Here is a 26,053-nt window from a genome sequence, read left to right as displayed (position 1 = left end):
GGCCGCGGGGCGCCGCGACCCTCACCCCCGCAGCGGTACACAGCGGGTGGCCCCCACGCCCTACGAAATCCCCGCCTCGGCCGGGGCCGTTCGGTGGGGCGTAATTCCCCCCCACCCCCACCGCACCCGGCGGTGAAGCACTCGGACAAACGAGACGCCGGGCGAAGGCCTCAGTGCATCACCGCGTCAATGACGCCCGCACTCCCGCCACGGCGAAGCCGGGGACCGTCTCGATATCGAGCGCGTATTCATGGCATGCCCGCGGAAATACCGGAACCGGTTCGTGGCGCCCCGGCCCGCCGTCGGCGGACGGCGGTGAAGGTGGCGAGCAGGATCATGGCCAGGAGCGAGGCGCCCCCGACAGCCGTGCCCAGCCGCAGGCCGGGCGGGCGGAACGTACAGGTCAGGCTGGTCGACGAACCGTCGAGGGGCACGGCGATCAGCCCGTGGTACTCCCCCGCGGGTACGGCGGCAGCGTCGCCCGTGGCGCAGCGCCAGCCGGCGATCCGGGGGGCCGAGACGACGGCGGTCCCGGTACTGCCGGCCGGGAGTTCGGCCCGGATGGTGCCGTCGGAGACGCTCACCTCCTTTGCGCCGGTGGCCTTGAGCTGTTGGACGACCGCGCTCAGCCGGGTGGTGTCCAGGCAGCCGACCGCGCCGTCCGGGATGAGGCTCGCCGTGTCGGGGGCGAGCACGATCCGGAGGTGGCCGGAGGCCGGAACCAGGCCGAGGCGCTGCATGGCGGCGATCCTGGACACACCCTGGTCGGACCTGAACCGCCCGACCGGGCCGCCGGACGGGCCGCCGAGGATGCGCGCGGCGCCCGAGAAGTTCGGTGCCCACAGGTACACCTCGCTGCCGGCCGGGCAGTCGGCCGTGATCATCGGCCTCCGCACACCGGCATGAACGGCGGCGAGGCGCACGCCCTGCCGCTCGTCGTCGCTGCGGGTCATCGGCTTCCCCGCACCGGTGAGTACCGTGAGGCGGGGCACGGTGTAGACGCGGGCACCCAGCAGGATTTCCTGATTGCGGTACGGCGAGGGCCCGAACGCGGACACGCCCGTGCGCGCAGGAGCGGGGACGGAGGGCCGTACCGTGACCAGGGGCGGTACCTCCTGCCGGGACACGGTCACCCGATTGTCGGCCTGCCGGAACCAGCGCTGGTGCGGGTCGGGCGGGGAGTGTACCCGCGCGCCGACGGAGAAGATCACGTCCGTGACGGCGTTGTCCAGGCTCTGCAGGCTCCGGCCTCCCGAGGTCCAGCCGCCCCCGAGGGCGGTGAGCGTGCGGAAGAGGACGTCGGAGGTGTGACTGCTGTAGTACTGGGCGCCCTGGCCGCCGACCAGCATCGGGTCATTGCTGACGGTCTGCTCCCGGCCCGGATCGGTACGGTACCGGGGCCAGTCGTCGGCCTTCGCGATCGCCTCCGACTGCCGCTGCTGCCGTGCCCCCCAGGGGGCGTAGCTGTCCAAGAACGTGAGTCGCTGCCGGGTGGCCGCGGCGGTGGTGGCGGTGGCCTCCACGAGTTGTGCGCCGACGAGCAGCGCGACGGCGCACCCTGTCAGCACGGTGCGGCGCCTGTTGCCGGCGAGACGCCCGCCGTCCGTGCTGCCGAACAGGACCAGCCCACCGAGTGCGCCCACCGCGGCGAGCAGGAGAACCGGCCAGGCGGACGGGTGCACCAGATCGCTGAGGCTCGCGACGGCCACGATCAGTGCGAGCAGCGCGCTCGCCGCGAGCAGCGCGCGCCGGTCGGGCAGGCCGTACGAGAGCGAGTGCCATGCGCAGATCACCAGCAGCGCGCACAGGACGAAGGCCTGGCGGTAGGGACTGCCCTGTGGTGTGACGAAGGCGTGCCAGGCCAGATGGGTCGGCTTCCACTCCATCGACAGCGCCATCCCGACCACCAGCAGCGTCCAGCCCGTGCGCACCCGCCGGGGTACCGCCCGGTGGAACGGCAGGGCAAGAGCGAGCAGCAGCGCCGTGATGCCCACGTACACGGCCGGCGTGGTGAAGCTGTACGTCGTCGGCAGCAGACGGGCCAGCTGGTCCTGCCCCGGCGACGGGGCGAATCCCGTGAATCTGCCCGGGGAGGCGTGCTTGGAGCCCAGGTACACCACCGTCACCAGCGGTGCGGCCAGGCCCACACCGAGTGCGAAGGTGACGCCCGCACGGCCCGCTGCCGCCAGCGCCTGCCGGCGCGGAAGGCCGGAGAGCAGCAGCCGGAGCAGCAGAACCAGGACCGCGCCGATGGTGGCCATGTACGCGGTGTAGAAGTTGGCGATCCAGGCGAGGGCCACCACCAGCGCACCGAGGAACGGGCGCCGTCCGTTCAGCGCCCATTCGCCGACCAGGCACAGCAGCGGCAGCGCGACGAGGCCGTCGAGCCACATCGGGTTGTACGCGGCATCCGCCACGCTCCAGCCGCACAGGGCGTAGGAGGCCCCCAGCAGGCCGGCCGCCCACCAGCGGCCGGGGCGCAGACGGAGCAGCAGCCAGGCCATGGCGGCACCGGCGGACGCCGTCTTCAGCACGGTGATCACATACACCGCGAGGTCGATCTCGTCCCGCGGGAACAACGCGACGAGCAGGGCGAACGGGCTGGTGAGGTACGTACCGAGGTCGGGGAGGAAGCTGGCGCCGAACCCGGACTGCCAGTTCATGAGAAGACCGCCGTCGGCCCTTCCGTGCAGCAGGTCCCACAGGTGTGCGTGGTAGGGCACGTACTGGTTGCCCAGGTCGTTGATGATCCGGCTGCGGGGCCCGAAGGGGTAGCTGCGGGAGACGGCACTGGCGGCGCAGAACGCCGTGACCGAGATGAGCGCCGCGAGCAGGGCAGCGGCTTGCGTCGGGCCGGTCGGCAGCCGAAGCCGCATACGGCGGTCGTGCGTCCCGCCGGACGAAGGATCGGCAGGCCGGCGCGGCCCGGGTGCGGATGGTGGGTTGCCGCCGTCGATGGCTCCGGTGCTCGGCTCCGGATGCGTAGTCGGTTTCACACCCTGTTCCTGTCCGGCCGTCGCCATGCGTTCCCTTGTGTCAAAACGGCCCTGGGCAGGGTCGAGCGATTCATTCTTGGCGAGCTCCTGAGAATGTGGGACGCACGGCGTCCCGGTTTGGGGGTGTCACTCCCCGCACGTCATCGATGCGCCAACCTAGACGGGCGGTGTTTCCGGATGGTTGTACGGCCAACCGGAAAATGGTGGGTGGAATTCCGAATGCACGTGCCTCCTGCCGGAGTTGTGCATTACCCCGAGGAAAAGGAGCTGTCTCGCAAATGAATTCCACGTAAATGGACCCGGTCGAAATGGGGTGGGCGGGCCGGGTGACGAGCGGACCACCCCCTCCCGCCATGATGATCCTCATGACTCCGATCACTGCCATGGACCTGACCGGTTTCGCCGAGCTGAAGCCGGGGGTGTGGATGGACGAGCGGGGGCTGGCCCTGTCGATCCACTTCTTTCCCCTCGTACCGGACCTGCCCGCCCCGCTCCACGAGCCCGACCGGTTCCGGCACGCTCGCGCGCACGGGGCGGCCAGGGCCGGCGGATGTCTGATCGAGGCCGTGTTCGGCACCGTGGACGGGGTTCCGGCGGTCCGGCAGCTGATCAAGGTGCCGCGGCCCGAAGGCTTCGGCCAGGCCTTCCTCGGATCCTGGACTCTCCCGAAGGCCAACTGCAGCACGGTCCTCAAGGTGCAGGCAGAGGAGGGTGGGACGACCGGTATACGCGAGGCGATGGTCATGGGCCAGGTGGGCCCGGCCGACTACTTCCGGCCGCACCCGTACGCGAACGAGCTGCGCGGCGGGCTGCCGTACCACGTCGCCGACCACGAGGGGTGGGACGCACAGTTCCCGGATCACCCGCTGACACTCGTCCGCGCGGCACTGACCCGGATCACGCCCACCGTCAGGCTGGACGAACGGTTCAAGGTCCTGCCGCCATTCGGGTTGCCCACGGCCCCGGCAGCGACACCCGGGGCCCCGGCGGCGGAGGCACCCGCCACCGGTCGGGGCTGGTTCCGCCGCCGCAAGGACCGGTGACCGTACGGCAAGCCCGTCAGGCAAGCGCCGCCCGTACGGCGATCCGGCCCGCCTCATGGAAGGCGCGGGCGCACGAGTCCACGGCACGCGTCCGCAGCTCGTGCAGGACCACCGCCACGGCGACGACCGTCTCCGCAGGCAGCGCGGCCAGTTCCTTCTGCATCCCCGCCATCAGCGCGGACTGGAACTCGGCCACCTCCTCGGGCGAGAACCAGCCGCCCGGGTCGAGCCGGGCGTCCTTCGCCGTCTCGAAGGCGAAGCCCTCCCCCCAGGGCTCGAAGTCCACGACGACCGAGCCGTAGTAAGAGGGGCAGCTCGACTGGCGGGCGTATGTGGCCCGCACTCCGCGCACCGGGGCCGGCGGGAAGAGGTCCACGCGCCTCACTGCGCCTTGCGCGCCGCGTACGCCCGCGCCGCCCGTACCCGGTTGCCGCACTTCGTCGTGCACCAGCGCCGCGCCCCGTGCGAGCGCAGGAACCATCGGGCGCAGCCCTGCGCGGCACACCGGGTGAGCTGCTCGGCCTCGGAGCCGGTGAGCAGGTCGGTGGCGTCCTCGGCCAGGAGGGAGAGCGCGGCGGCGGCCGGGTTGCCGGCATCGGGCTCGTCGGTGCGCTGCGGGCCGTCGGCCGTCCAGGTCAGCCGCGGTGTCGAAGGGGCCGCCGCGAGCGCGGAGTTGACAGTGGCGAGGTGCTCGGCCGACGGGGCCTCGCGGTCCCCGTACGCCTCGAACAGCACCCCCAGCGCCTCACGCAGGCCCAGCAGTCGCCCGAACTGCCTGCCCCCCAGCGCCACCCGGTCCGGCAGCAGCCCGTGCCGTACGAGCCACAGATGCGCGGCCTCGGCGTCGTCGAGCAGGTCGACCGGGCCGTGACTGAGGGTGAAACGCGAGTTGACCAGCGCCAGCGAGACATAGCGCTCCTCGCCGGGGACGGGGAGCTGGTGCAGGTAAACGGGGGCCTCATGATCCACGTTCTCATGTTAATGCTTGCGATTCACCGTGAGAAGACCTAGCTTGTCTCACGGGAAATCGATACAGGACCCGTGAGAGGTGGCACGCTGTGGCCTTCGACGTGGACGCGCTGCGCAAGGACTTCCCGATCCTGGAACGGACGATGGACAGCGGTGCCCGTCTGGTCTACCTGGACTCCGGCGCCACCACCCAGAAACCTCTCCAGGTCCTCGACGCCGAGCGGGACTTCTACCTCACACGCAACGCCGCAGTGCACCGGGGCGCGCACCAGCTCGCGGGCGAGGCGACGGAGGCGTACGAGAACGCCCGGCACACGATCGCCGCCTTCATCGGCGCGGCGGACGACGAGGTCGTCTTCACCAGGAACACCACCGAGGGCATCAACCTCGTCGCCTACACCCTGGGCAACGCACACCGGATCGGTCCCGGCGACCGGATCGTGGTGACCGAGATGGAGCACCACGCCAATCTGGTGCCCTGGCAGCAGCTCGCCGAGCGCACCGGCGCGACGCTGGACTGGTTCGGCCTCACCGACGAGGGCCGCCTCGATCTCACACGGATCGACGAGCTCGTCGACGAGCGCACCAAGGTCGTCGCCGTCACCCACCAGTCGAACGTCCTCGGCACCGTCAACCCCGTACGCCGTCTCGCCGACCGGGCCCACGCGTTCGGCGCGCTCGTCGTGGTCGACGGCGCCCAGTCGGTCCCGCACCGGCCCGTGGACGTACAGGAGCTGGGCGCCGACTTCCTCGCCTTCTCCGGGCACAAGATGCTCGGCCCGAACGGCGTCGGCGTGCTGTGGGGCAGGCGCGAACTGCTCGCCGGCCTCCCGCCGTTCCTCACCGGCGGCTCGATGATCGAGGTGGTCGAGATGGACCGCACGACCTTCCTGCCGCCGCCGCAGCGCTTCGAGGCGGGCGTGCCGATGACGTCCCAGGCAGTGGGCCTCGCTGCTGCGGTGGACTATCTGAAAGCGCTGGGCATGGACGAGGTGGCGGCGCACGAGGACCGGCTCACCGCCCGCGCCCTGGACCTGCTCGGCGAGCTCCCGGGCGTACGCGTGGTGGGCCCTCGCGACCTCATCGACCGCGGCTCGGCCGTCTCCTTCACGGTCGACGGCATCCACCCGCACGACGTCGGCCAGGTCCTGGACGAGCGGGGCGTCGCCGTCCGCGTCGGCCACCACTGCGCCCGCCCGATCGTGCAGCGCTTCAGGATTCCGGCGACGACCCGGGCGACCTTCTACGTGTACAACACGCCGGACGAGGTGGATGCCCTGGTGGAGGGCGTCCGCGCAGCTCAGGCGTACTTCGGCAAGTGATCGGTACATGATCGACGACGGCGCTTGACCTGGAGCGCGCTCCAGGTTCTACGGTCTTGTTCATGACCAGCGGACAGCCCCTCCCGCCGGACCGGGAGCCGACGCTGACCATCGCCCAGGTGGCCGAGCGCACCGGCCTCACGCACGACACGCTGCGCTACTACGAGAAGGCGGGCCTGATCGAGCGGGTCGGCCGGACCACCGGCAACCAGCGGCGTTACGAGGCGGCCGACCTGGCCTGGCTGGAGTTCCTGCTGCGGCTGCGCGAGACGGGCATGTCGATCGCCGACATGCAGCACTTCGCCCGGCTGCGGGCGCGGGGCGACGCCACGGTCGCCGACCGGCTGGCGATGCTCCGGGAGCATCGCGCCGAGCTCGCGGACCGGATCCGTGCGCTGCGCCGGAACGCGGCCGCACTGGACGACAAGATCGACTACTACGAACGGCTGCTCGACGAGCGGCAGCCGGGAACGGATGAGCCGGCATGAGCGAGAGCACCACCCGTGAAGAGCGTTTCGCCCACGGCCTGGAGGTCCTGAAGCGGGTCGACGGCGAGGCCGGGCAGCGCGTCGTCGACGCGCTCGGCGACATCAACCCCGAACTCGGCCACCAGATCGTCGCCTGGGCCTTCGGGGACATCTACGACCGGCCCGGCCTCGCCCCGCGCGACCGTCAGCTGGTGACGCTGGGCATGCTCACCGCGCTGGGCGGCTGCGAGGTCCAGCTGGAGGTGCACGTCAACGCGGCGCTGAACGTGGGCCTGTCGCCCGACCAGATCGTCGAGGCGCTGCTGCACTCCTCCGTGTACTGCGGCATACCCAAGGCGATGAACGCCTCCCTCGTGGCGAAGAAGGTGTTCGCCGAGCGCGGGCTGCTGCCGCTCGGACAGCAGCCCGCCGAGTCTGCGGCTACCTCTGCTTGATCCGCAGGAAGGTGATGGAGTTCGCCGGGAAGGTGTACGTGAACTTGCCGGCGACCCCCGTGAAGGTGGACGTGACCGGGGCGACCGCCGTGGCCGTCTCGGTGTTCACCGCGCCCGGCGCGGCGGCGAGCGTGGTCACCCGGGCCTTGGAGGCGACCTTGGCACCGCCGAGATCGATCGCCGCACGTGCCGCCGAGGACTGGGCGTTGACGACCTTGACGATCAGCTCACCGGTCTTCGCGTCCCGCGTGACGACCTGGCGGAACGGCTCGGCCGGCTTGTCGTCGGTGAAGCTGCCCCACTCCTGGCCGTCGAGGTACAGGGTCACCTGACGGCCGCGCACCTTGATGTCGACGTCGTAGGTCCGGCCGGTCTCGATGGTCCCCGGCTTGGAAACGATCGTCGACTTGCCGCCGTCCACAGCCTGTTCGACAGCGGTGGTGGTGTTGTTCCGGCCGCCCAGGTTCCACCAGCAGTAGTTGCCGGTGTCCTTGACGCCGAAGGCGACGAGGAAGCCCTCCTTGCCGGACTTCTTGGTGGCCTTCACATGCAGGTCGTAGTCGTGCCAGGACGGGGCCCCGGCCGAGACCATGGTGTTCTCTGCGGCGGTGTCCGTCTGGACGTACTGCCCGTCCTGGATGCTCCAGCTGCCGCTGCCCGTGTGGGTCCACTTCGAGGCGTCACCGGAGAAGTCGTCGCCGAGCAGGGTCGTCCCGTCCGCGGCGGTGACCTTCACATCGTCGTAGGCGGCACTGGTCGCCCAGGTCGACAGACCGACGGCTCCGGCGATGGGACCACTCACGTCGGGGGTGGTCGTGGCCGTGCTGGGCACGACCCGGTCACCGCGACGCGGCCTCCAGGCGGAGGTTCCAGCGGCCGCCCCGCCCGGCGAGCGTGACCGTCGACAGGGGGCGGACGTCGATGTTCCAGTACGCCGACGGCTGCGCCTTCAGGGCGTACACCAGCGCCGCCCGCACCACCGACGGCTCCGCCACTGCGACGATACGGCTGCCGTCGCCCACCGGACGGGTGTCCAGCCAGCCGCCCACTCGGGAGATGAAGGACACCAGCGACTCGCCGCCGTGCGGCGCGGAGCGGGGGTCCGCGAGCCAGGCGTCCACCGCCGAGGGCTCCCGGGCCATCGCCTCGGCCAGCGTGAACCCGCGCCAGCGGCCCATGTCGCAGTCCCGCAGCGCGGGCTGCACCAGCGGCGCGTACCCGAGCGCGTCACCGGTCGCCCGGCTGCGCGGCGTCGGCGAGCAGTAGCGCAGCTCGGCCGCCGCCAGCGGTACCAGTTCCCCGGCGACACGCTGCACCTCGTCCCAGCCGGCCTGGTCCAGCGGCCGGTCGTCCTCGAAGCGCTCGGCGAGCAGCGAGGAGCTGCGAGCGGCGGCGACGAATGTGACCCGAGGCATGCGGTGATCGTGAGCCGCGCAACTGCGCAGGTCAAGAGGTGTTACTCATGAGTTACCAAGGGTGTCCGGGGGCTCACGCACGGACCTTGTCCGGCCGGTCGAACGAGAGCGGCTGCCGCGCACCGTCCGGTCGGCGTACACGTCGCAGAGCCAGGCGAACGACATTGCCGGAGGGGGTGCGGTGGCCTCTGCGGCTGATGCTGATGTGCCAGGTCCTAGCGGGGCTGGAGCACCTCGTCGCACGCGGTACGCAGTCGGCGCACCCCCTCCGCGATCTCCCCCGTCCCCGCGACGGCCGCGAAGCTCAACCGCAGATGGGCGGCGGGCGGTTCGGCGCTGAAGTAGGGGCGGCCCGGGGTGACGGCCACGCCCGCGCGCAGGGCGCCCGCCACGAGCGCGGACTCGTCGGTGCCGTCGGGCAGGCGCACCCACAGGTGGTAGCCGCCGGACGGGACGTGCGGCAGGGCGAGTTCGGGGAGCCGGAGTCGGAGGGCGGCGGTCAGCGTGTCGCGGCGGTGCTTCAACTCGGCGGAGACGGCGCGCAAATGGCGGGGCCAGGCGGGTGAGCCGACGAGTTCGAGCGCGGCCTCCTGCAGCGGGCGCGGCACGAAGAACGTGTCGACGACCTGGATGGCCCGCAGCCGCTCCAGGACCGGACCACGGGCGGCCAGGGCGCCGACCCGGAAACTGGGCGAGGTCGCCTTGGTGAGCGAGCAGACATGCACGACGACACCGTCGGGATCCTCGGCGGCGAGCGGGGGCGGCAGCGGTCCGGCGTCCTCGTGCACCAGCCGTCGTACGAAATCGTCCTCGATCACGAACGCTCCGGCCTCGCGCGCGATGCGCAGCACCTCACGTCGGCGCTCGGGCGCGAGGACGGCACCGGTGGGGTTCTGGAACAGCGGCTGGCAGACCAGCGCGCGGGCGCCGCTCGCCCGGAAGGCGTCGGCGAGCAGGGCGGGTTTCACCCCGTCCGCGTCGACCGGCACCGGCACCGGCCTGAGGCCGGCCGCGCGGGCGATCGCCAGCATGCCGGGGTAGGTGGGCGACTCGACCAGGACCGGGGCGCCCGGTGGCGCCAGGGCCCGCAGCGCGGTGGTCAGTGCGGACTGGCCGCCGGCCGTGATCAGCACGTCGGCCGCGGTGATCGCGCCGCCGATGCCGCGCGCGAACCACTCGCGCAGCTCGGCGATGCCCTCGACGGGCGGTCGCGCCCACGCTCCGGGGCGACGCCCGGCACGCGACAGTGCGGCACCCATAGCGCGCTCGGGCTGCAGCGAGGGGTGCAGATAGCCGCCGTTGAACTCGATGACACCCGCGGGCGGGGCGGCGAGCGAGACCAGTACACCGGAGGCGTCGACGCTCCGCGGCACGAGCTCGGCGGAGGCGTCCGCACTGAGCGCGACCTCCTGCCAGGCGGTGTCCCCCACCTCCGGGGACGTCGCACGCGGCTCGGCCCGGAACGCCCCGGCCCCGGGCCGTGTGACCACGAGTCCCTCCGCGGCCAACTGGGCCAGCGCCCGCGACACGGTCACCGGACTGACCCGAAACCGCTCGACGAGCAGACGACTGGACGGCAGCTTCTCACCGGGAGAGTAGCGCTTCAGCTCCGACCGCAGGCGAACCGCCAGTTCCCCGACACTGCTACGCTCTTGCATGAGAGCACAGGATAGCGCTACTGCCGATACATCGATAGCGGTCGGAGATTCCGGGACCGCGCCCCTGATCACCGCACCGCCGAGTGCGTCATCCCCGCGCCGAGTCGGCACCCTGCAAGCCGCCCTGGGAGTCGTCGCCTTCTCGCTCACCTTCCCCGCCACCGCCTGGGGGCTGGAGGGGTTCGGTCCCTGGTCGCTCGTGGGGGTGCGCAGCGTCCTGGCCGCGGTCATCGCCGGGGGGTGTCTGCTCGCGCTGCGCGTTCCCGTGCCCGCGCGGCGGCACTGGGCGGGGCTCGCCGTCGTCGCGGCCGGCGTCGTGCTGGGCTTCCCGCTGCTGACCACCCTCGCCCTGCAGACCTCGACCACCGCGCACGCTGCCGTGGTCGTCGGGCTGCTCCCGCTGACCACCGCCCTCTTCTCGGCGCTGCGCGTCGGCGCCCGGCCCTCCAGGACCTTCTGGATCGCCGCCCTCGCCGGTGCCGCCGCGGTCATCGCGTTCACCGTGCAGCAGAGCGGCGGTGCGCTGACCGGCGCGGACGCCTACCTCTTCGGCGCGCTGCTCATCTGCGCCGCGGGCTACACCGAGGGCGGCCGGCTGGCCCGGATCATGCCCGGCTGGCAGGTCATCGGCTGGGCGCTGGTGCTGTGTCTGCCGCTCACCGCGCCCGGCGCGCTCCTCGCCCTGTCGTACGAGCCGGTCCGTCTCACGGTGCACGGCGTGGCGGGGCTGCTGTGGGTGGCGGCAGGCTCGCAGTTCCTCGGGCTGGTCGTCTGGTACCGGGGCATGGCCGCCATCGGGATACCGAAGGCCAGCCAGTTGCAGCTGGCGCAGCCGCTGCTCACACTGGTGTGGTCGGTACTGCTCCTCGGCGAGCACCTCACCCCGGCCGCACCGCTCACGGCCGCCGCGGTACTGGTCTGCATCGCGGTCACCCAGCGGGCGCGGGGCTGACCGGGGCGGGGCGCGCGGACCGGGTCGACCGGCGCCCTCCGGCCGTAGACTGCGGCCACGGACCGATACTCCCGTACGTGACGAGGAGGCCCAACAGATGCGCGCAACTGTGGGCGACAAGCTTGTGCAGCACGGCAGGATCGTCGGACAGCACGACAAGATCGGTGAGATCGTCGAAGTCATGGGCACGAACGGCAACCCGCCGTACCGCGTCCGCTTCCAGGACGGGCACGAAGGCGTGTGCTCACCCGGCCCCGACACCGAGATCCGCCACAGGGAAACCGGACAGAAGATCGGGTGAGGACTCAGCGCGGGGGCTTCGCCGGCTGCCCGTAATGGTCGGCGACCACCCGTGTCATCGCACCGATGGGGTCGGCCGCGACGTCCTTGGCCGCGAAGAAGACATGCCCGCGTGCCTGCGGGTACCGCTTGGCAAGGGTGAGGTGCCGGGACAGTTCCGCCGGGTCCTGCCAGGCGGCGGACTGCGCCGGGTCACCGGCCTTGTACAGCGCCTCACCCACGTACAGCCGTACGCCGGTGCCCTTGGCCACCCCCACCCACCAGGGCACGATCCTGGCGTAGTCAGCGGCGGCGAAGCCGATGCTCCAGTAGACCTGCGGGCAGATGTAGTCCAGCCAGCCGGACCTCACCCATTTCCTGGTGTCCGCGTACAGGTCGTCGTACGTCTGCACCCCTGCCCGGGTCTCCGAGCCGCGGGGGTCGGTGTCGGCGTTGCGCCACACCGCGAAAGGGCTGATCCCGAAGCGGGCGGTGGGCCGGAGCTGCCGGATGCGGGTCGCGGTCTCCTGCACCAGGAGGTCGATGTTGTTCCGGCGCCAGGCGGCCCGGTTCGGGAAGCCGCCGCCGTGGGCGTCGTATGCCGCGTCGTCGTCGAAGTCCTCTCCCGGGACGGGGTACGGGTAGAAGTAGTCGTCGAAGTGGACGCCGTCGAGGGGGTAGTGGCGTACGGCGTCGAGGACCGCGTCCTCGACGAACGCACGGACCTTGGGCAGCCCGGGGTTGTAGTAGAGCTTCCCGCCGTAGGACACGACCCAGTCGGGGTGCCGGCGCGCGGGGTGCGAGGCGACGAGCCGCGACGGGTCCCCATGGGTGGCGACCCGGTAGGGGTTGAACCAGGCGTGCAGCTCCAGCCCGCGCGCGTGCGCCTCCTCGACGGCCGTGCCGAGCGGGTCCCAGCCGGGGTCCTTGCCCTGGGTGCCGGTGAGGTACTGGGACCACGGCTCGTACGGAGACGGCCACAGCGCGTCGGCCGAGGGCCGCACCTGGAAGAACACCGCGTTCAGCCGGCGCCGTACCGCCGTGTCGAGGTGGGCGCGCAGCTCGGCGCGCTGTGCGGACGGCGACAGTCCGGAGTGGGAGGGCCAGTCACGGTTGAAGATCGTCGCCAGCCACATGCCCCGCATCTCGGTTGCCGCGCGCCGGTGTCCCGGGGTGGGCGCCGCACCCGTGGCAAGCGCCGACATCGCGGCCACCGCGAACGTCCGACGTGACAATCGGCCCATCTGCACACCCTCGTACGCTGCGGATCCGCACGGTCACGGATCGTTTCCGCGCACAGCATGCCTCCCACCCCGACGATCGATCATCGATACTTGGGAGTAACGTGCACGATCGGAGCAGGCGGCCGAACCCGGACGGACCTGCCACAGCCGTAGACCAGCGAAAGGGACGATGTGACGGACATCCCAGCGGGAGACATTGCACGCGTCGGAGTGGTGGGGTGCGGCCAGATGGGAGCGGGCATCGCCGAGGTGTGCGCCCGCGCCGGACTGGATGTCAAGGTCGCCGAGACCACCGGCGAGGCCCTGGAGATCGGCCGGACCCGCCTGTTCGGCTCCCTGTCCAAGGCGGCCGAGCGCGGCAAGATCTCCGAGGAGGAGCGGGACGCGACGCAGGCGCGCCTCAGCTTCACCACCGACCTCGGCGAGTTCGCGGACCGCGATCTGGTGATCGAGGCCGTCGTCGAGAACGAGCAGGTGAAGACGGAGATCTTCCAGGTGCTCGACCAGGTGGTGACCCGCCCGGACGCCATCCTCGCCTCCAACACCTCCTCGATCCCGCTGGTGAAGCTCGCGGTCGCCACCTCGCGGCCCGACCACGTCATAGGGATCCACTTCTTCAACCCGGCCCCGGTGCAGAAGCTCGTCGAGCTGATCCCGGCGCTGACCACCTCCGAGGGCACCATCAGCCGGGCCCAGCTGTTCGCCGAGAAGGTCCTCGGCAAGCACGCGATCCGCGCCCAGGACCGCTCGGGCTTCGTGGTCAACGCCCTGCTCGTGCCCTATCTGCTCTCCGCCATCCGCATGTTCGAGTCGGGCATCGCGGGCCGCGAGGACATCGACAACGGCATGGAGATGGGCTGCGCCCACCCGATGGGCCCGTTGAAGCTGTCCGACCTGATCGGCCTGGACACCATCGTCTCGATCGCCAACTCGATGTACGAGGAGTACAAGGAGCCCCTGTACGCCGCTCCCCCGCTGCTGCAGCGCATGGTGGAGGCGGGCCGGCTCGGCCGCAAGACGGGCTCGGGCTTCTACACGTATCCCTGATCACGGCATACGGCTGATGACGGCATACCCCCTGGTTACGGCACAGGCCTGATTACGGACCGTCAGTCCGGAGCCGGTACGGGCCCGGCACCCTCTCCGGTGCCGGGCCCGTACCATTCACACACCGTGTGCGCGCCGGACTCGCATATGCCGTTCGCACACTCTCCCCACGCGTCCACCAGGCGAGTTGACTCTTCATGCGCATGCAAGGGATGTGACGACTACGGAAAGGAGCGGACACGTGACCGCCGACCCCGAGCATCCCGTGGTCCATGGAGAAGTCGCAGAGTTACGCCGTCGCCTCGATGTGGCACACGCCCGTGTCGAGGGAGGGCTGGCCCTGCTCAGTCACCGCGCCGAACAGACCGCCAAGGATCTCGACGACCTGAGCCTGCGGGTCGTCGCGCTGGAGCACACCCGCTGGCCGCTGCCCGCGGTCGCCGCGCTCACGGCCCTGGGCGCTCTCGTCGTGGCGATCTGGCAGGCTCTGGGCCGCTAGCCCGTCGGACGCGGTGGGGGATCAGGGCAACGCGTCCTGCCCGAGCCTGAGGTGGTGCAGCAGGAGCAATGCGGCCGCCATGTTGGCGGCCGGGACCTCTCCACGGGCGACCATGTCGGGGACGAGCTTGAGGGGAACCCATTCCCGACGGTCCGACTCGAAGTCGTCCACGGGGTGCCCGATGTATTCGCCCTCGTCGGCCCAGTAGACATGGTGCCGTGCGTCGGTGAGTCCGTTGGAGGGCTCGACGCTCATGAGATGGCGCAGGGGTCCCGGCCGCCAGCCGGTCTCCTCCTCGAGTTCGCGGGCCGCCGCATCGGCGATGTCCTCGCCGTCCTCGACGACGCCCGCCGCCAGTTCCCACCCCCAGCTGTCGGTGATGAAGCGGTGCCGCCACAGCAGCAGCACTTCGTTGGCCTCGTTCACGACGGTGGCCACGGCCACCGGCCGCAGCCGTATCAGGAAGTGGTCGAGGTGCCGGCCGTCCGGCAACTCGACATCAGCGAGATTGACGCTGAACCAGCGGTTTGCATACACAGTTTGTTCGTTCTGTTTCGTCCACTGCACGGTTCTGCCACCTTCCGCCGAGTAAGTGGCAATATCGCAGCAGGAGCGTCCACTCAGCAGGCTCACAGCGACGCACCCCCGGCGCAACGGCGGGCGCAATGGTCCGCGGCGGTGGGGAAGGGCGGCTCTCCGGCAGTGGTCCGGGACGGTGTCTACAGCGGTACGCGCAGCGCCCCGTCGATGAGTTCGGCTGCCTCGGCCGTGCCGGCGCAGCCGCTGCGCACGAGGTGTTCACGTACCGCCCGCAGTCTGTCGCGCAGCCGCTGGGACTCCATCCCCCGGGCCCGCTCCGCCATTTCGACCGCGGTGGCCACCGCCTTGTCGGCATTGCCCTGACGCAGTTCGATCTGGCTGAGCATGGCGAGCCGGTGCACCCGGCCGCGGTCGTGCGCGGGCGTGTCGACGGCGGCCGTGGCGTGCTCCCCCGCCGCCACGAGGTCGCCGAGGCTGAGCAGTGCCTCGGCGACCTGGACGTTGACGAGACCGGGCTGCACATAGCCGGTCTCGTCCGGTTCGTAGCCGCGCCGGATGCGTTCGGCGGCGGACTCGGCCCGCCGGATGCAGGACAGCGCGCTCGTTGCGTCGCCGAGGTGCGCATACGCCTTCGCCTGCATCGCGTACAGGTCGGAGGCGAGCGCCGGGGTGATGTGCTTGCCCGCGGCGCGCAACGCGGCCTCGGCGAACGCGACGGCCTGCCGGTACTCCTTCATGAACAGCGACTGGTTGACCAGCAGGGCTATCACATACGCGCCCAGCCCCCGGTCCCCGCTGGCCTTCGCAAGGCGCAGCGCCTGGTGGAAGTAGCGCTGGGCGAGGCCATGGGCGTCCGAGTCGTAGGCGCAGATGCCGGCGATCGCCACCAGACCGCCGGTGGCACGGTGCAGTTGGCGGCCCATGGCGTCGGTGTAGCTGCCGCGCAGCAGGGGCGCCGTCTCGGCGTTGAGGAAGCCGACGATACGGCTGCGGGTCGCGATGCCGCCGGCCTTGCGGTACATCTGCTCGTAGTGGGCGCGTGCGGAGCGCAGCATCTCGATGTCGGCGGGGGTGACCCGGTGCCGGCCGCCGCGCGAGACGTCCACGTCCTCGGGCGGGTTCTCCCATTCCCACACGGGCATCACGGCGGGCGTCCCGGTGACGGCGGGGGCGCCCAGGATGTGGGGGCGCTGCTGTTCGTCGGACCGCCACAGGGCGGTGGCCCGTTCGACGAAGCCGGAGAGGGTGGAGCCGTGCGGGGCGGCCGGTTCACCGGGCACACCGAGGCCGATGTCGTCGAGGGTCACCGGGCGGTGCAGCCGGGTGGCGAGCACCTCGCAGATCAGGTCGGGCACCTGGCCGCGCGGGCGCTGGCCCTTCAGCCACCGGGCCACGGCGGTGTGTTCGTATCTGAGCGCGAGCCCGCGCGCCCGCCCTGCCTGGTTGACATGCGCGGCGAGTCCCGCGTGGGAGATCCCGGCCTCGTCGAGAATCGCGTCGAGCAGAGTGTTGGGCTGCATGGGTGGCCCCCCGGTGGCTCGGTCCCGACAGAGTAGTGGGTCCGGGTTCACACGGGGTGTGAACGGAGTGCGCGAATCCGGGCTGTGCGTGCGCTGTTGCGGAGAGTTTCCGGCCGCTTGACTTGAATCCCTCGTAAGAGGCCGGCCGGGCCGCCGGCTCCCCCTCGTACAGTGCGGTGGCCCGCTTCTGCGCCGTCCGCCCAGCTGCCTGCCCGACACTCCGTGGCGGGGCGGGCGGCGCGTCGGCGCTCCGCTTTCAACGCAGGGTGGCTATAGGTGGTTTGTCGGGTGCGGGCCCACTGTGGCTTGTCGCGCCCGCGCGGCGGAGCCGCTTGTGTCACAGCCCCACGCCCGTGTCGGGGCGCACCCTGGGCGGTCGTTGTGGAGGACCAGCAGGGCGATGTCGTCGGGCGGTGTGCCGCCGATGTGGTGCTGGAGCGCGGTGAAGACCGTCCGCAGGACGGCCTGTGGTTCGACGGCGGGTCCGGCGCGGACGGCCTCCGTGAGTGTGGCCGACAGGGGGAAGAACCGGCCGCGGAAGTCCCGTGCGTCCTCGGCTCCGTCGGTGTGCAGGAGGAGCGCCTGGCCTGGCGGGAGCCGACCGCAGTCGGTGGTGGACAGGTCGTCGGGGAGCGGGAACGGTCCGAGCGGAGGCAGCGGTTCGGTGCGGGCCAGTGGGTCGACCCGGCCCGGCTCCAGCCGGTACGGCCAGGGGTGACCGCAGTTGAGGGCGCTCAGCTCCCCGTCGCGGCCGATCTCCAGCAGCAGGACGGTCACGAACTCCTCCATGACCGGGCTGTCGGGTTCCTGGCCACGCAGGTGCCGGGCCAGCGCCCGGTCCAGTCTGCGCAGCACCTGGGTGAGTTCGGGCTCGTCGTGCACGGCCTCGCGGAAGCTGCCGAGGACGGCGGCCACGGTGGCCAGGGCCGCCAGTCCGTGTCCGCGCACGTCGCCCATGACGACGCGGACGCCGTGGTCGGTGGCGATCACCTCGTACAGGTCACCGCCGACGCTGGCCCCGCGGTCCGCGGAGAGCTGGGCGGCGGCGATGTTCAGCCCGTCGATCCGGGGCGGCAGCGGGCGCAGCACCACGCTCTGGGCGGCGCCGGCCACCTTGCGTGCCTGTTTCAGTTCCCGCAGGAGCGTGTGCCGGACATGGAGGAGCAGGCCGGTGCCGACCGCGAAGAACACCGCGCTGGTGGCGATGCGCGCGCCGAGTGAGTTCTGCTGGGCGAGCGGACAGGCCAGCTTGTACGTGACCGCGGTCGCGCCCCAGACGGCGGGCAGCCCGAAGGCGAGCGCCCGCCGGAACCGCCGGGAATCCCTGCGGGAACGCCGCGCGAGCTTGATACGGATCATGCCGAATGGCCCCCCATGAGAGCCCTGAGAGCGCAGAAGCGGCCCGCAGAGTCCCTCCTCGCACCCCCCGGGTCCGGTCCGATTCTGTCGACCACAGCCTCGTCCGACCCAGATCGCCCGGACTTGTCACCCAAATGAGTGAGGTAACCGGTACGGGTACGGGTGGTGCGCGTGTCGGGGCGCGAAGGCGCGCCCCGACAGGGGCCCGGGGCCGTCACATATGCGGCTCCGCCGCGCGAGCGCGACCAGCCATGAACAGCACCGCGCACCCCGACAGGGGCGCCGGGAGCTGCGCGACCGGCCACGAACAACCCGCAGCCAAAACCGAAGCGCAGTCCCCCGGCACCCCGGCGGAGCTAACTCCGCAACACGGCCCCGGTGCGCTCAGCGGCCAGCGCAACCGCCGTGTCGCGCGCCGCGGAGGCCTCGTCCACGGTCAGCGTGCGGTCGGGGGCGCGGAAGCGCAGCGCGTACGCCAGAGACTTCCTGCCCTCGCCGAGCTGCTCGCTCTCGTAGACGTCGAACAGCCGGATGGACTCCAGCAGTTCCCCCGCGCCCTCGCGCAGCGCCGCCTCGACGTCCGCGTGCGGGACGGACTTGTCGACGACCAGCGCGACATCCTGGGTGGCGACCGGGAACGTGGAGATGCGCGGCGCCTGCGGGACGCCGTCGCCCACCTCCTCCAGTGCCTCCAGGTTCAGCTCCATGGCACAGGTGCGCTCGGGCAGCCCGAAAGCCTTCACCACACGGGGGTGCAGCTCACCCGCGTGGCCCACGACCCGCTCGGTGCCGTCGGCGACGACCACGAGTTCGGCGCAGCGGCCCGGGTGCCAGGGACCGTACTGGGCCTTGCGGACGACCAGGTCGGCACCGGCCTCACGGGCGACGGTGCGCGCCGCCTCGACGGCGTCGGCCCAGTCGGCCGGGCGGCCCTTGCCCCACCAGCCGGTCTGCTCGCGCGCCCCGGCGAGAACGACGGCCGCGTGCCGCGGCTGCTCGGGCAGCGCGGCGGTCAGCGAGGCGATCTCCTCGTCGGTGGGACGCCGGTCGACGGGCAGATGCGGGGCGACGCGCTGCTCCTCGCGCGGGTGGAAGACCAGCCCGGTCTCGAAGAGCGCCAGGTCGTGCGAGCCTCGCCCGTCGTTGCGGCGCAGCGCACCGAGCAGCCCGGGCAGCAGCGACGTACGGAGCGCGGGCTCCTCGTCGTTGAGCGGGTTGACCAGCTTGACCACACGGCGGGCCGGGTCGTCGGCCTCGAGGCCGAACTGGTCGAAGATCTGCTCACTGACGAACGGGTAGTTCGGCGCCTCGACATAGCCGGCCCCGGCCAGTGCCCGGCCGACGCGCCGGTGCAGCCGCTGCCGGTGGGTCAGGCCACGCCCGGACGGGAGCTTGGGCAGCGTGGAGGGCAGGTTCTCGTAGCCCTCCAGCCGGATGACCTCCTCGGCCAGGTCGTTCGCGTCGGCCAGGTCGGGCCTCCAGGACGGGACGGTGACGATCAGCTCGTCCTGCCCGTACACGTCGCAGCCGACCGCCTGGAGCCGCCTTACGACGGTCTCACGCCCGTAGTCGACGCCCGCGACCTTGTCCGGGTGGTCGGCCGGGATGGTGATGGTGTGCGGCGCGGAGGGCGCGATGACCTCGGTGACGCCCGCCTCGGCCGTACCGCCCGCGAGCAGCACCAGCAGGTCGACGGTGCGCTGGGCCGCGGCGGAGGCGGCCTGCGGGTCGACGCCGCGCTCGAAGCGACGGGACGCCTCGGAGGACAGCTTGTGGCGGCGCGCGGTGCGTGCGATGGCGACCGCGTTGAAGTGTGCGGCCTCGATCACGACGTCGGTCGTGGCGTTCTCCACGTTGTCGTGATCGGCGATCTCGGTGTTCGCGCCGCCCATGACACCCGCGAGGCCGATCGGGCCGCGGTCGTCGGCGATCACCAGGTCCTCGGCGTGCAGCGTGCGCGTCACGCCGTCGAGGGTGGTGAGCTTCTCACCCTCCTCGGCACGGCGCACGCCGATCGGGCCCAGCACCAGCTTGCGGTCGTAGGCGTGCAGCGGCTGGCCGATCTCCATCATCACGTAGTTGGTGACGTCGACGGCGAGCGAGATCGGGCGCATGCCGACCTTCTGCAGACGGCGCTGCAGCCAGATCGGGGAGCGTGCCTCCGGGTCGAGGCCGGTCACCGTACGGCCGGTGAAGCGGTCGCAGCCGAGCGGATCGGAGACCTGCACCGGGTAGCCGAACGCGTTCGGGGCCGGTACGTCGAGCAGCGCCGGGTCGCGCAGGGGCAGACCATAGGCGATGGCGGTCTCGCGGGCGACGCCGCGGATCGACAGGCAGTCGCCGCGGTTGGCGGTGACGGCGATGTCGAGGACCTCGTCGACCAGCTCGAGGAGCTCGATCGCGTCCTTGCCGACCTCGGTCTCGGGCGGCAGCACGATGATGCCCTTGGTGCCGTCCTCGCCCATGCCCAGCTCCTCGCTGGAGCAGATCATGCCGTGCGAGTTCCGGCCGTACGTCTTGCGCGCGGAGATCTCGAAGCCGCCGGGCAGCACCGCGCCCGGCAGGACCACGACGACCTTGTCGCCGACGGAGAAGTTACGGGCGCCGCAGACGATCTCCTGGGGCTCGCCCGTGCCGTTGGCCTCGCCGACGTCGACCGTGCAGAACCGGATCGGCTTCTTGAAGCCGTCCAGCTCCTCGATGGTCAGCACCTGGCCCACGACCAGCGGGCCCTTGAGGTCGGCACCGTGGTGCTCGACGGTCTCGACCTCCAGGCCGGCCGAAATCAGTTTGGCCTGCACATCGCGCCCGGTCTCCGTCGCCGGCAGGTCGACGTACTCCCGCAGCCAAGAAAGCGGGACCCGCATCAGATCTCCATCCCGAACGGCCGGGTGAACCGGACGTCACCTTCGACCATGTCTCGCATGTCCTCGACGTTGTGGCGGAACATCAGCATCCGCTCGATGCCGAACCCGAAGGCGAAGCCGCTGTACTTCTCCGGGTCGACGCCGCAGGCGGTGAGCACCCGCGGGTTGACCATGCCGCAGCCGCCGAGCTCGATCCAGCCCTCGGACGAGCAGGTGCGACAGGGCCGGTCGGGATTGCCGACGGACTCGCCGCGGCAGACGTAGCACACCATGTCCATCTCGGCGGACGGCTCGGTGAACGGGAAGAAGTTCGGCCGCAGCCGGGTCTTCATGCCCTCGCCGAACAGCGACTGGACCATGTGGTCAAGGGTGCCCTTGAGGTCGGCCATGGTCAGGCCCTCGTCGACGGCGAGCAGCTCGACCTGGTGGAAGACCGGGGTGTGCGTGGCGTCCAGTTCGTCCGTGCGGTACACGCGGCCGGGGCAGATCACATAGACCGGCAGCTCGCGGTCGAGCAGGGAGCGGATCTGCACGGGCGAGGTGTGCGTGCGCAGCACGACGCCGGACTCGGTGCCGCCGGAGCCGCTCTTGGATGCAGCCTGCACGAAGAAGGTGTCCGCCTCGCCGCGCGCCGGGTGGTCCGGGCCGATGTTCAGGGCGTCGAAGTTGAACCACTCGGCCTCGACCTGGGGGCCCTCGGCGACCTCGTAGCCCATGGCCACGAAGACGTCCTCGATGCGCTCGGAAAGCGTGGTCAGCGGGTGCCGGGCGCCCGCCGGTACGCGGTCGTGGGGCAGCGTGACGTCCACCGACTCCTCGACCAGCACGCGGGCGTCCCGCTCGGCCTCCAACTCGGTCTGGCGGGCGGCGAGGGACTTGTTCACGGCGCCACGGGCCATGCCTACACGCTTGCCGGCCTCGGCCTTTGCATGCGGGGGCAGGGCGCCGATCTCGCGGTTGGCGAGGGCCAGCGGCGAGGCGGGGCCGGTGTGGGCGACCTTGGCCTCGTGGAGCGCGTCGAGGGAGTCCGCGGCGGCGAAGGCGGCGAGCGCCTCGTCCCGCATGCGCTCGATCTCTTCCGGTTTCAAGGCCTCGACCTCGACAGGGTCGTACGACTTATTGGGTGCCGACATCTCTTCCCGTGCTTCCGATTGGCTGGCTGGGGTGCCCCGTCTTCGATCCATGGTCGCTTTGGCCACGGATCAGGACGCAAAGGTGCCAATGGCCGAGTCTAACGGGGCGGAGGTATGCGAATGCGCCCGTGGCGGCTCAGGCCAGGTAGGCCGGCGTCCCCACGGGCAACGTAAATCGGAACTCGGCGCCGCCGCCCCGGGCGCGCCCGACCGTGATGGTGCCGCCGTGGGCCTCGACGATGCCCTTGACGATATAGAGCCCGAGGCCCGTGCCACCGCGCTTGCTGCCCCGCCAGAAGCGGGTGAAGACGCGGTTCATGGACTCCTCCGGGATGCCGGGGCCCTCGTCGCTCACCGTGACCGACGTACCGGCATTCTCCCCTTCGCGCGGGGACGCCGAGGGCGTGACATCAATCGTGACGGTTCCCTCGCCGTGGCGCACGGCATTTTCGAGGAGGTTGCTGAGCACCTGGTCGACCTTGTCCGGGTCGGCCCAGAGCGCGGGCAGGGGCTGCTCGATGCGCAGGAGGAAGCGGTCGGCGGGCTGGCCCGCGGCGACGTACGCCTGGATGTGCCGTCCGACGGCCGCGCCTATGTCGACGGGCTGGCGCCGCACCTCCAGCCGCCCGGAGTCGATCCGGGAGATGTCCAGCAGCTCGGCGATGAGCCGCGTGACCCGGTTCGCATCGGCGTCCACGGTCTCCAGCATCAGCCGCTTCTGGTCGTCGGTGAAGCGTTCCCACTTGGCGAGCAGGGTGGCCGTGAAGCCCTTGACCGAGGTGAGGGGCGAACGCAGCTCATGGGCCACGGTGGCGATCAGCTCGGCGTGGCTGCGCTCGGTCCGGCGCCGCGCCTCGGTGTCACGGAGGGAGACGACGACGCGGCGGATGGGGCCGGTGGGATGGGTCCGCACGTATCGCGCCGATACGAGGACCTCCCGGCCCCCGGGCAGCAGCAGATTGCGCTCGGGCTGCCGTACGCGGATCGAAAGCCCACCGTACGGGTCGGTCAGCTGCCACCAGCGCCGCCCCTCCAGGTCCTCTAACGGCAGCGCGTGCTCAAGGCGCCGGCCGAGGGCGTCTGCGGCGGGGACGGCGGTGATGCGGGAGGCCGCGGCGTTGAAGCAGATCACCCGGCCGTGTTCGTCGGCGATCACGAGTCCGTCGGGGAGTTCGTCCGGGTCGATGCCGAGCTCGGCGAGATCACCGCGCCGGGACGCGGGCACGCTGTGTGCGTCCCGTGCTCCCGGTGCTCTGCTCGTGCCGACACTCATCCCCGTACCAACCTCTCGTCTGGCGTGGGGGTGCCTCCCTGCTCCGGGGTTCCCCCCACTCGGGCGATGCCGAGAGCGGGAGAAAGGCCGAGAGTTGGGGGAGGGCCCCCGAGCCCGCCACCCTACTAGCCGGGGGTGACGGAACGGCACCCTCCGACGGCGCGCTGTGCACGGGCGGAGGCATAGAGACATACGGCGGCGGCGGTCGCCAGGTTCAGGCTCTCGGCCATTCCATGGATGGGCACGCGCACGACGGCGTCGGCCAGCGCGCGGGTCTCCTCCGGGAGCCCCCAGGCCTCGTTGCCGAACACCCAGGCCGTGGGGCCGCCCATGGTGCCCTTGTCGAGCTCGTCGTCGAGGTCCTGCTCCCCCGCGCCGTCGGCGGCCAGGATCCGCACACCGGCGTCCTTGAGCCCCGCAACGGCACGCTCGACGGGGACGCCGACCGCGACGGGCAGGTGGAACAGGGATCCGACGGAGGCGCGGACGGCCTTGGGGTTGTACAGATCGACGGACGCGTCGGTGAGGACGACGGCCTCGGCCCCGGCGGCATCGGCGCACCGCAGCACGGTCCCTGCGTTTCCGGGGTCCCGGACGTGCGCGAGGACGGCGACGAGCTTGGGACGGCTGTTCAGGATCTCGTCGAAGGGGGCGTCGAGGAACCGGCAGATCCCGACGAGGCCCTGCGGGGTGACGGTGGTGGAGATGTCCGCGATGACTTCCTCGGCCGCGAGGTGGATGCGGGCACCGACCGTGCGTGCCGCACCGATGATGTCGGCGTACCGTTCGACGGCGTCCGGGGTGGCGAACAGCTCGACGAGGGTGGGCGTGCCACCGACCCGGTGCGCCGCCGCCTCCCGCACGGCCTGCGGCCCCTCCGCGAGAAACAGCTGCTCCTTCCCCCGGAAGTTCCGCCTGCCCAGCCGCCGAGCGGCGCTGACGCGGGGCGAGCGGGGGGAGATGAGCTCGGGAGTGGCCGGCATGCTGTTCACCTTCAGTACTTGTTTCCGCCGCACCGGCGCCCAGCCACTACGGCGGACTTCGGCGGTGCCGAACTGCCAGGTACGACGCGCAGCGTGTGCTGCAGTGCCGCACGGGTTTCGCTGACCGGCGCCGGCAGGGTGCCGCTGCGCCCACCCGTGCCGCCCCAGCGGCACGACTGCCCGCAGCTACGGCAGCTACGCAGACGCAACCGGACCCGCAAGCGTAAGCCTGCGGGTCCGTTGTAGTCCGGCTCAAGCCAGCGCCGACGTCACGCCGCCTTCGGCGCGTTCACGTCCGCCGGCAGCGCCTTCTGCGCGACCTCGACGAGCGCGGCGAACGCGCCCGCGTCGTTGACGGCCAGCTCCGCGAGGATCTTGCGGTCGACCTCGACATTCGCGGCCTTCAGACCCTGGATGAAGCGGTTGTAGGTGATGCCGTTGGCGCGGGCAGCGGCGTTGATGCGCTGGATCCACAGCTGACGGAAGTCGCCCTTGCGCTTCTTGCGGTCGTTGTAGTTGTAGACCAGCGAGTGGGTGACCTGCTCCTTGGCCTTGCGGTACAGGCGCGAACGCTGACCGCGGTAGCCGGAGGCCTGCTCGAGGATCGCCCGGCGCTTCTTGTGGGCGTTGACTGCCCGCTTGACGCGTGCCACTTGTTAACTCCTTGTAGCGGGGCCGCGGTTGGACTCACGCGGCCCGGAATCGATTGGGTCCCGGTCCTGACGTACGGCGCTCACGCGCCGCTGCGTCACTTGCCGAGAAGCTTCTTGATCTTCTTGGCGTCGCCCGGGGCCATCTCGGCGTTGCCGGTGAGGCGACGCGTCAGACGGGACGACTTGTGCTCGAGCAGGTGGCGCTTGCCGGCGCGCTCACGGAGCACCTTGCCGGAGCCGGTGACCTTGAAGCGCTTGCTGGCACCGCTGTGCGACTTGTTCTTCGGCATAGCGCCGTTCTCTCCTCGTCGGTGGCGCTCCGGTGCCCGGTCGTGAAACCGGGCACGATGGAGCGTCGCTCTTGTATCGGTTACATCCTGGGACTGGCGTCCCGGGCTTTCCGGGGTCCGTACGCCCACTCTGTGGTGGTCGTACGTCCGTACGTCCGGCTCCCCCGGGGCTCACACCCCGGGATCAGGCCTCGGCGGAAGCCTCGGCCGGGGCCTCGGCGGTCTCGGCGTCGGCGGCGTTCTGCGAGCGACCGGGGTTGGCCTTCGCGGATGCCTTGCGGGCCTCCTGCGCCTGACGGGCCTCGGCCATCGCCTCGGTCTTCTTCTTGTGCGGACCGAGAACCATGATCATGTTGCGGCCGTCCTGCTTCGGGTTCGACTCGACGAAACCGAGGTCCTGGACGTCCTCCGCGAGGCGCTGCAGCAGCCGGTAGCCCAGCTCGGGCCGGGACTGCTCGCGGCCACGGAACATGATCGTGATCTTGACCTTGTCGCCCTGCTTGAGGAACCGGACGACATGACCCTTCTTGGTGTCATAGTCGTGCGGGTCGATCTTCGGCCGGAGCTTCATCTCCTTGATGACCGTGTGCGCCTGGTTCTTACGCGCCTCACGGGCCTTCATGGCCGACTCGTACTTGAACTTCCCGTAGTCCATGAGCTTGCACACAGGCGGACGGGCGTTCGCCGCGACCTCGACCAGGTCCAGGTCGTACTCCTGCGCAAGCTCCAGGGCCTTGGCAAGCGGCACAATGCCGACCTGCTCGCCACTGGGACCGACAAGTCGCACCTCGGGAACGCGAATCCGGTCGTTGATGCGGGGCTCGGTGCTGATGGATCCTCCTCGGTAGCACCACACGGCCGTCTGGCGGACGTCCGCGCATGTCTGGTTGACATTGGGACCAACCATCGCGGCGCATCAAAAATGCCCCGGACGGGACACAGGCGGGACTCCGAACCTTCCGGAGCACCGCCGCGGTCTACCGCGGGGCGCGATTTCGGGCGACTCCACCGTCCGTACGGAACGGTGGTGGCCGCCTGACCGGTGACCCGCCACCCCTCAGGACGGCCAGGTGGGAGATCGGAGCCTCC

Annotated in this window: 24 protein-coding genes and 1 pseudogene; 8 read left to right on the top strand and 17 right to left on the bottom strand. The window is 71.1% G+C overall.

The window, feature by feature from the left end; all coding sequences use genetic code 11:
• Positions 1-248: 248 nt before the first annotated feature.
• Entirely contained in the window at positions 249-2,876 is a 2,628-nt protein-coding gene (locus tag ABT186_RS16425; RefSeq protein WP_351227544.1) for a YfhO family protein, read from the bottom strand.
• A 485-nt stretch (positions 2,877-3,361) separates the two neighbouring features.
• On the opposite strand from ABT186_RS16425, the gene ABT186_RS16420 reads away from it, so the two are divergent.
• Entirely contained in the window at positions 3,362-4,039 is a 678-nt protein-coding gene (locus ABT186_RS16420) for a hypothetical protein (RefSeq protein WP_351227537.1), read from the top strand.
• Between the two features lie 16 nt (positions 4,040-4,055).
• Here ABT186_RS16420 and ABT186_RS16415 read toward each other — a convergent pair whose 3' ends face one another.
• Positions 4,056-4,415: a hypothetical protein gene (locus ABT186_RS16415; protein WP_351227536.1), complete on the bottom strand. Its 360-nt coding sequence runs from the start codon at positions 4,413-4,415 to the stop codon at positions 4,056-4,058.
• 5 nt (positions 4,416-4,420) lie between these two features.
• A complete protein-coding gene (locus ABT186_RS16410) occupies positions 4,421-5,008 on the bottom strand; it encodes an ABATE domain-containing protein (RefSeq protein WP_351227535.1) in 588 nt (195 codons plus the stop codon).
• 89 nt (positions 5,009-5,097) lie between these two features.
• Here ABT186_RS16410 and ABT186_RS16405 point away from each other — a divergent pair, with 89 nt between their 5' ends.
• The 3 genes from ABT186_RS16405 to ABT186_RS16395 all read left to right on the top strand — a co-directional run bounded on the left by ABT186_RS16405 (position 5,098) and on the right by ABT186_RS16395 (position 7,252).
• Positions 5,098-6,330 (top strand): cysteine desulfurase, encoded by a 1,233-nt coding sequence (locus ABT186_RS16405; protein WP_351227533.1) that lies wholly within the window; start codon positions 5,098-5,100, stop codon positions 6,328-6,330.
• A gap of 62 nt (positions 6,331-6,392) precedes the next feature.
• Entirely contained in the window at positions 6,393-6,818 is a 426-nt protein-coding gene (locus ABT186_RS16400; protein ID WP_351925529.1) for a MerR family transcriptional regulator, read from the top strand.
• Positions 6,815-7,252 (top strand): carboxymuconolactone decarboxylase family protein, encoded by a 438-nt coding sequence (locus ABT186_RS16395; protein WP_351227529.1) that lies wholly within the window; start codon positions 6,815-6,817, stop codon positions 7,250-7,252. Before ABT186_RS16400 ends, ABT186_RS16395 begins: the two co-directional genes overlap by 4 nt.
• Here the strand turns inward: ABT186_RS16395 and ABT186_RS16390 are convergent.
• From ABT186_RS16390 to ABT186_RS16380, 3 genes and pseudogenes are all read right to left on the bottom strand, one after another.
• Positions 7,239-8,096: pseudogene (locus tag ABT186_RS16390) on the bottom strand (alpha-L-arabinofuranosidase C-terminal domain-containing protein); the annotation flags it as partial. The gene ABT186_RS16395 and the pseudogene ABT186_RS16390 sit on opposite strands and share 14 nt — an antisense overlap.
• Positions 8,092-8,667, bottom strand: coding sequence for a histidine phosphatase family protein (locus ABT186_RS16385; protein ID WP_351227527.1), 576 nt, complete (start codon positions 8,665-8,667; stop codon positions 8,092-8,094). The pseudogene ABT186_RS16390 and the gene ABT186_RS16385, both read right to left, overlap by 5 nt.
• 215 nt (positions 8,668-8,882) lie before the next feature.
• Complete coding sequence (locus tag ABT186_RS16380; protein ID WP_351227525.1) at positions 8,883-10,325, bottom strand: aminotransferase-like domain-containing protein; 1,443 nt, start codon at positions 10,323-10,325, stop codon at positions 8,883-8,885.
• Here ABT186_RS16380 and ABT186_RS16375 point away from each other — a divergent pair.
• Both ABT186_RS16375 and ABT186_RS16370 read left to right on the top strand, forming a co-directional pair.
• Positions 10,324-11,277, top strand: coding sequence for a DMT family transporter (locus ABT186_RS16375; RefSeq protein WP_351925527.1), 954 nt, complete (start codon positions 10,324-10,326; stop codon positions 11,275-11,277). The two genes, ABT186_RS16380 and ABT186_RS16375, sit on opposite strands and share 2 nt — an antisense overlap.
• A gap of 97 nt (positions 11,278-11,374) precedes the next feature.
• Positions 11,375-11,578, top strand: coding sequence for a DUF1918 domain-containing protein (locus ABT186_RS16370; RefSeq protein WP_351227521.1), 204 nt, complete (start codon positions 11,375-11,377; stop codon positions 11,576-11,578).
• Between the two features lie 4 nt (positions 11,579-11,582).
• Here ABT186_RS16370 and ABT186_RS16365 read toward each other — a convergent pair whose 3' ends face one another.
• Positions 11,583-12,800, bottom strand: a complete 1,218-nt coding sequence (locus ABT186_RS16365) for a glycoside hydrolase family 10-like protein (RefSeq protein WP_351227519.1) — start codon at positions 12,798-12,800, stop codon at positions 11,583-11,585.
• Between the two features lie 171 nt (positions 12,801-12,971).
• Here ABT186_RS16365 and ABT186_RS16360 point away from each other — a divergent pair, with 171 nt between their 5' ends.
• A complete protein-coding gene (locus ABT186_RS16360) occupies positions 12,972-13,847 on the top strand; it encodes a 3-hydroxybutyryl-CoA dehydrogenase (protein WP_351227517.1) in 876 nt (291 codons plus the stop codon).
• Between the two features lie 241 nt (positions 13,848-14,088).
• Entirely contained in the window at positions 14,089-14,346 is a 258-nt protein-coding gene (locus ABT186_RS16355) for a hypothetical protein (protein ID WP_351227515.1), read from the top strand.
• Between the two features lie 21 nt (positions 14,347-14,367).
• Here the strand turns inward: ABT186_RS16355 and ABT186_RS16350 are convergent, their stop codons facing one another.
• From ABT186_RS16350 to infC, 10 genes are all read right to left on the bottom strand, one after another.
• Positions 14,368-14,913 carry an NUDIX hydrolase gene (locus tag ABT186_RS16350; protein ID WP_351227513.1) on the bottom strand — a complete coding sequence of 182 codons (546 nt, stop codon included), beginning with the start codon at positions 14,911-14,913 and terminating at the stop codon, positions 14,368-14,370.
• A gap of 152 nt (positions 14,914-15,065) precedes the next feature.
• Positions 15,066-16,406 carry an NsdA family TPR-like regulatory protein gene (locus ABT186_RS16345; protein ID WP_351227511.1) on the bottom strand — a complete coding sequence of 447 codons (1,341 nt, stop codon included), beginning with the start codon at positions 16,404-16,406 and terminating at the stop codon, positions 15,066-15,068.
• A gap of 270 nt (positions 16,407-16,676) precedes the next feature.
• Positions 16,677-17,765 carry a PP2C family protein-serine/threonine phosphatase gene (locus tag ABT186_RS16340; RefSeq protein ID WP_351227510.1) on the bottom strand — a complete coding sequence of 363 codons (1,089 nt, stop codon included), beginning with the start codon at positions 17,763-17,765 and terminating at the stop codon, positions 16,677-16,679.
• A gap of 356 nt (positions 17,766-18,121) precedes the next feature.
• On the bottom strand, positions 18,122-20,632 hold the full coding sequence (gene pheT, locus ABT186_RS16335; RefSeq protein WP_351925525.1) for a phenylalanine--tRNA ligase subunit beta: 2,511 nt from the start codon (positions 20,630-20,632) through the stop codon (positions 18,122-18,124).
• On the bottom strand, positions 20,632-21,765 hold the full coding sequence (pheS, locus tag ABT186_RS16330) for a phenylalanine--tRNA ligase subunit alpha (RefSeq protein WP_351227506.1): 1,134 nt from the start codon (positions 21,763-21,765) through the stop codon (positions 20,632-20,634). Before pheS ends, pheT begins: the two co-directional genes overlap by 1 nt.
• Before the next feature lie 136 nt (positions 21,766-21,901).
• The gene (locus ABT186_RS16325) at positions 21,902-23,038 is read right to left on the bottom strand and encodes a sensor histidine kinase (protein WP_351227504.1); all 1,137 of its coding nucleotides are present in this window, start codon (positions 23,036-23,038) and stop codon (positions 21,902-21,904) included.
• A 125-nt stretch (positions 23,039-23,163) separates the two neighbouring features.
• Complete coding sequence (locus ABT186_RS16320) at positions 23,164-24,021, bottom strand: TrmH family RNA methyltransferase (protein ID WP_351227502.1); 858 nt, start codon at positions 24,019-24,021, stop codon at positions 23,164-23,166.
• A gap of 269 nt (positions 24,022-24,290) precedes the next feature.
• Positions 24,291-24,674 carry a 50S ribosomal protein L20 gene (gene rplT, locus ABT186_RS16315; RefSeq protein WP_055492778.1) on the bottom strand — a complete coding sequence of 128 codons (384 nt, stop codon included), beginning with the start codon at positions 24,672-24,674 and terminating at the stop codon, positions 24,291-24,293.
• 95 nt (positions 24,675-24,769) lie between these two features.
• Positions 24,770-24,964 (bottom strand): 50S ribosomal protein L35, encoded by a 195-nt coding sequence (rpmI, locus tag ABT186_RS16310; protein WP_007829094.1) that lies wholly within the window; start codon positions 24,962-24,964, stop codon positions 24,770-24,772.
• A 184-nt stretch (positions 24,965-25,148) separates the two neighbouring features.
• Complete coding sequence (infC, locus tag ABT186_RS16305) at positions 25,149-25,820, bottom strand: translation initiation factor IF-3 (RefSeq protein ID WP_351227542.1); 672 nt, start codon at positions 25,818-25,820, stop codon at positions 25,149-25,151.
• Between the last annotated feature and the right edge of the window lie 233 nt (positions 25,821-26,053).

Source organism: Streptomyces sp. NPDC001634 (assembly GCF_040298185.1).
Lineage (GTDB): Bacteria > Actinomycetota > Actinomycetes > Streptomycetales > Streptomycetaceae > Streptomyces.
This window is presented reverse-complemented; position numbering and strand designations above follow the sequence as displayed.

Bases quoted from the DNA above. Each gene is read 5' to 3' on its own strand.
- ABT186_RS16345 (WP_351227511.1), bottom strand. From the start codon at position 16,406: ATGCAGCCCAACACTCTGCTCGACGCGATTCTCGACGAGGCCGGGATC.
- ABT186_RS16340 (WP_351227510.1), bottom strand. From the start codon at position 17,765: ATGATCCGTATCAAGCTCGCGCGGCGTTCCCGCAGGGATTCCCGGCGG.
- ABT186_RS16395 (WP_351227529.1), top strand. From the start codon at position 6,815: ATGAGCGAGAGCACCACCCGTGAAGAGCGTTTCGCCCACGGCCTGGAG.
- ABT186_RS16325 (WP_351227504.1), bottom strand. From the start codon at position 23,038: ATGAGTGTCGGCACGAGCAGAGCACCGGGAGCACGGGACGCACACAGC.
- ABT186_RS16370 (WP_351227521.1), top strand. From the start codon at position 11,375: ATGCGCGCAACTGTGGGCGACAAGCTTGTGCAGCACGGCAGGATCGTC.
- ABT186_RS16365 (WP_351227519.1), bottom strand. From the start codon at position 12,800: ATGGGCCGATTGTCACGTCGGACGTTCGCGGTGGCCGCGATGTCGGCG.
- ABT186_RS16380 (WP_351227525.1), bottom strand. From the start codon at position 10,325: ATGCAAGAGCGTAGCAGTGTCGGGGAACTGGCGGTTCGCCTGCGGTCG.
- ABT186_RS16400 (WP_351925529.1), top strand. From the start codon at position 6,393: ATGACCAGCGGACAGCCCCTCCCGCCGGACCGGGAGCCGACGCTGACC.
- pheS (WP_351227506.1), bottom strand. From the start codon at position 21,765: ATGTCGGCACCCAATAAGTCGTACGACCCTGTCGAGGTCGAGGCCTTG.
- ABT186_RS16420 (WP_351227537.1), top strand. From the start codon at position 3,362: ATGACTCCGATCACTGCCATGGACCTGACCGGTTTCGCCGAGCTGAAG.
- ABT186_RS16320 (WP_351227502.1), bottom strand. From the start codon at position 24,021: ATGCCGGCCACTCCCGAGCTCATCTCCCCCCGCTCGCCCCGCGTCAGC.
- pheT (WP_351925525.1), bottom strand. From the start codon at position 20,632: ATGCGGGTCCCGCTTTCTTGGCTGCGGGAGTACGTCGACCTGCCGGCG.
- rpmI (WP_007829094.1), bottom strand. From the start codon at position 24,964: ATGCCGAAGAACAAGTCGCACAGCGGTGCCAGCAAGCGCTTCAAGGTC.
- ABT186_RS16375 (WP_351925527.1), top strand. From the start codon at position 10,324: ATGAGAGCACAGGATAGCGCTACTGCCGATACATCGATAGCGGTCGGA.
- ABT186_RS16425 (WP_351227544.1), bottom strand. From the start codon at position 2,876: ATGCGGCTTCGGCTGCCGACCGGCCCGACGCAAGCCGCTGCCCTGCTC.
- ABT186_RS16385 (WP_351227527.1), bottom strand. From the start codon at position 8,667: ATGCCTCGGGTCACATTCGTCGCCGCCGCTCGCAGCTCCTCGCTGCTC.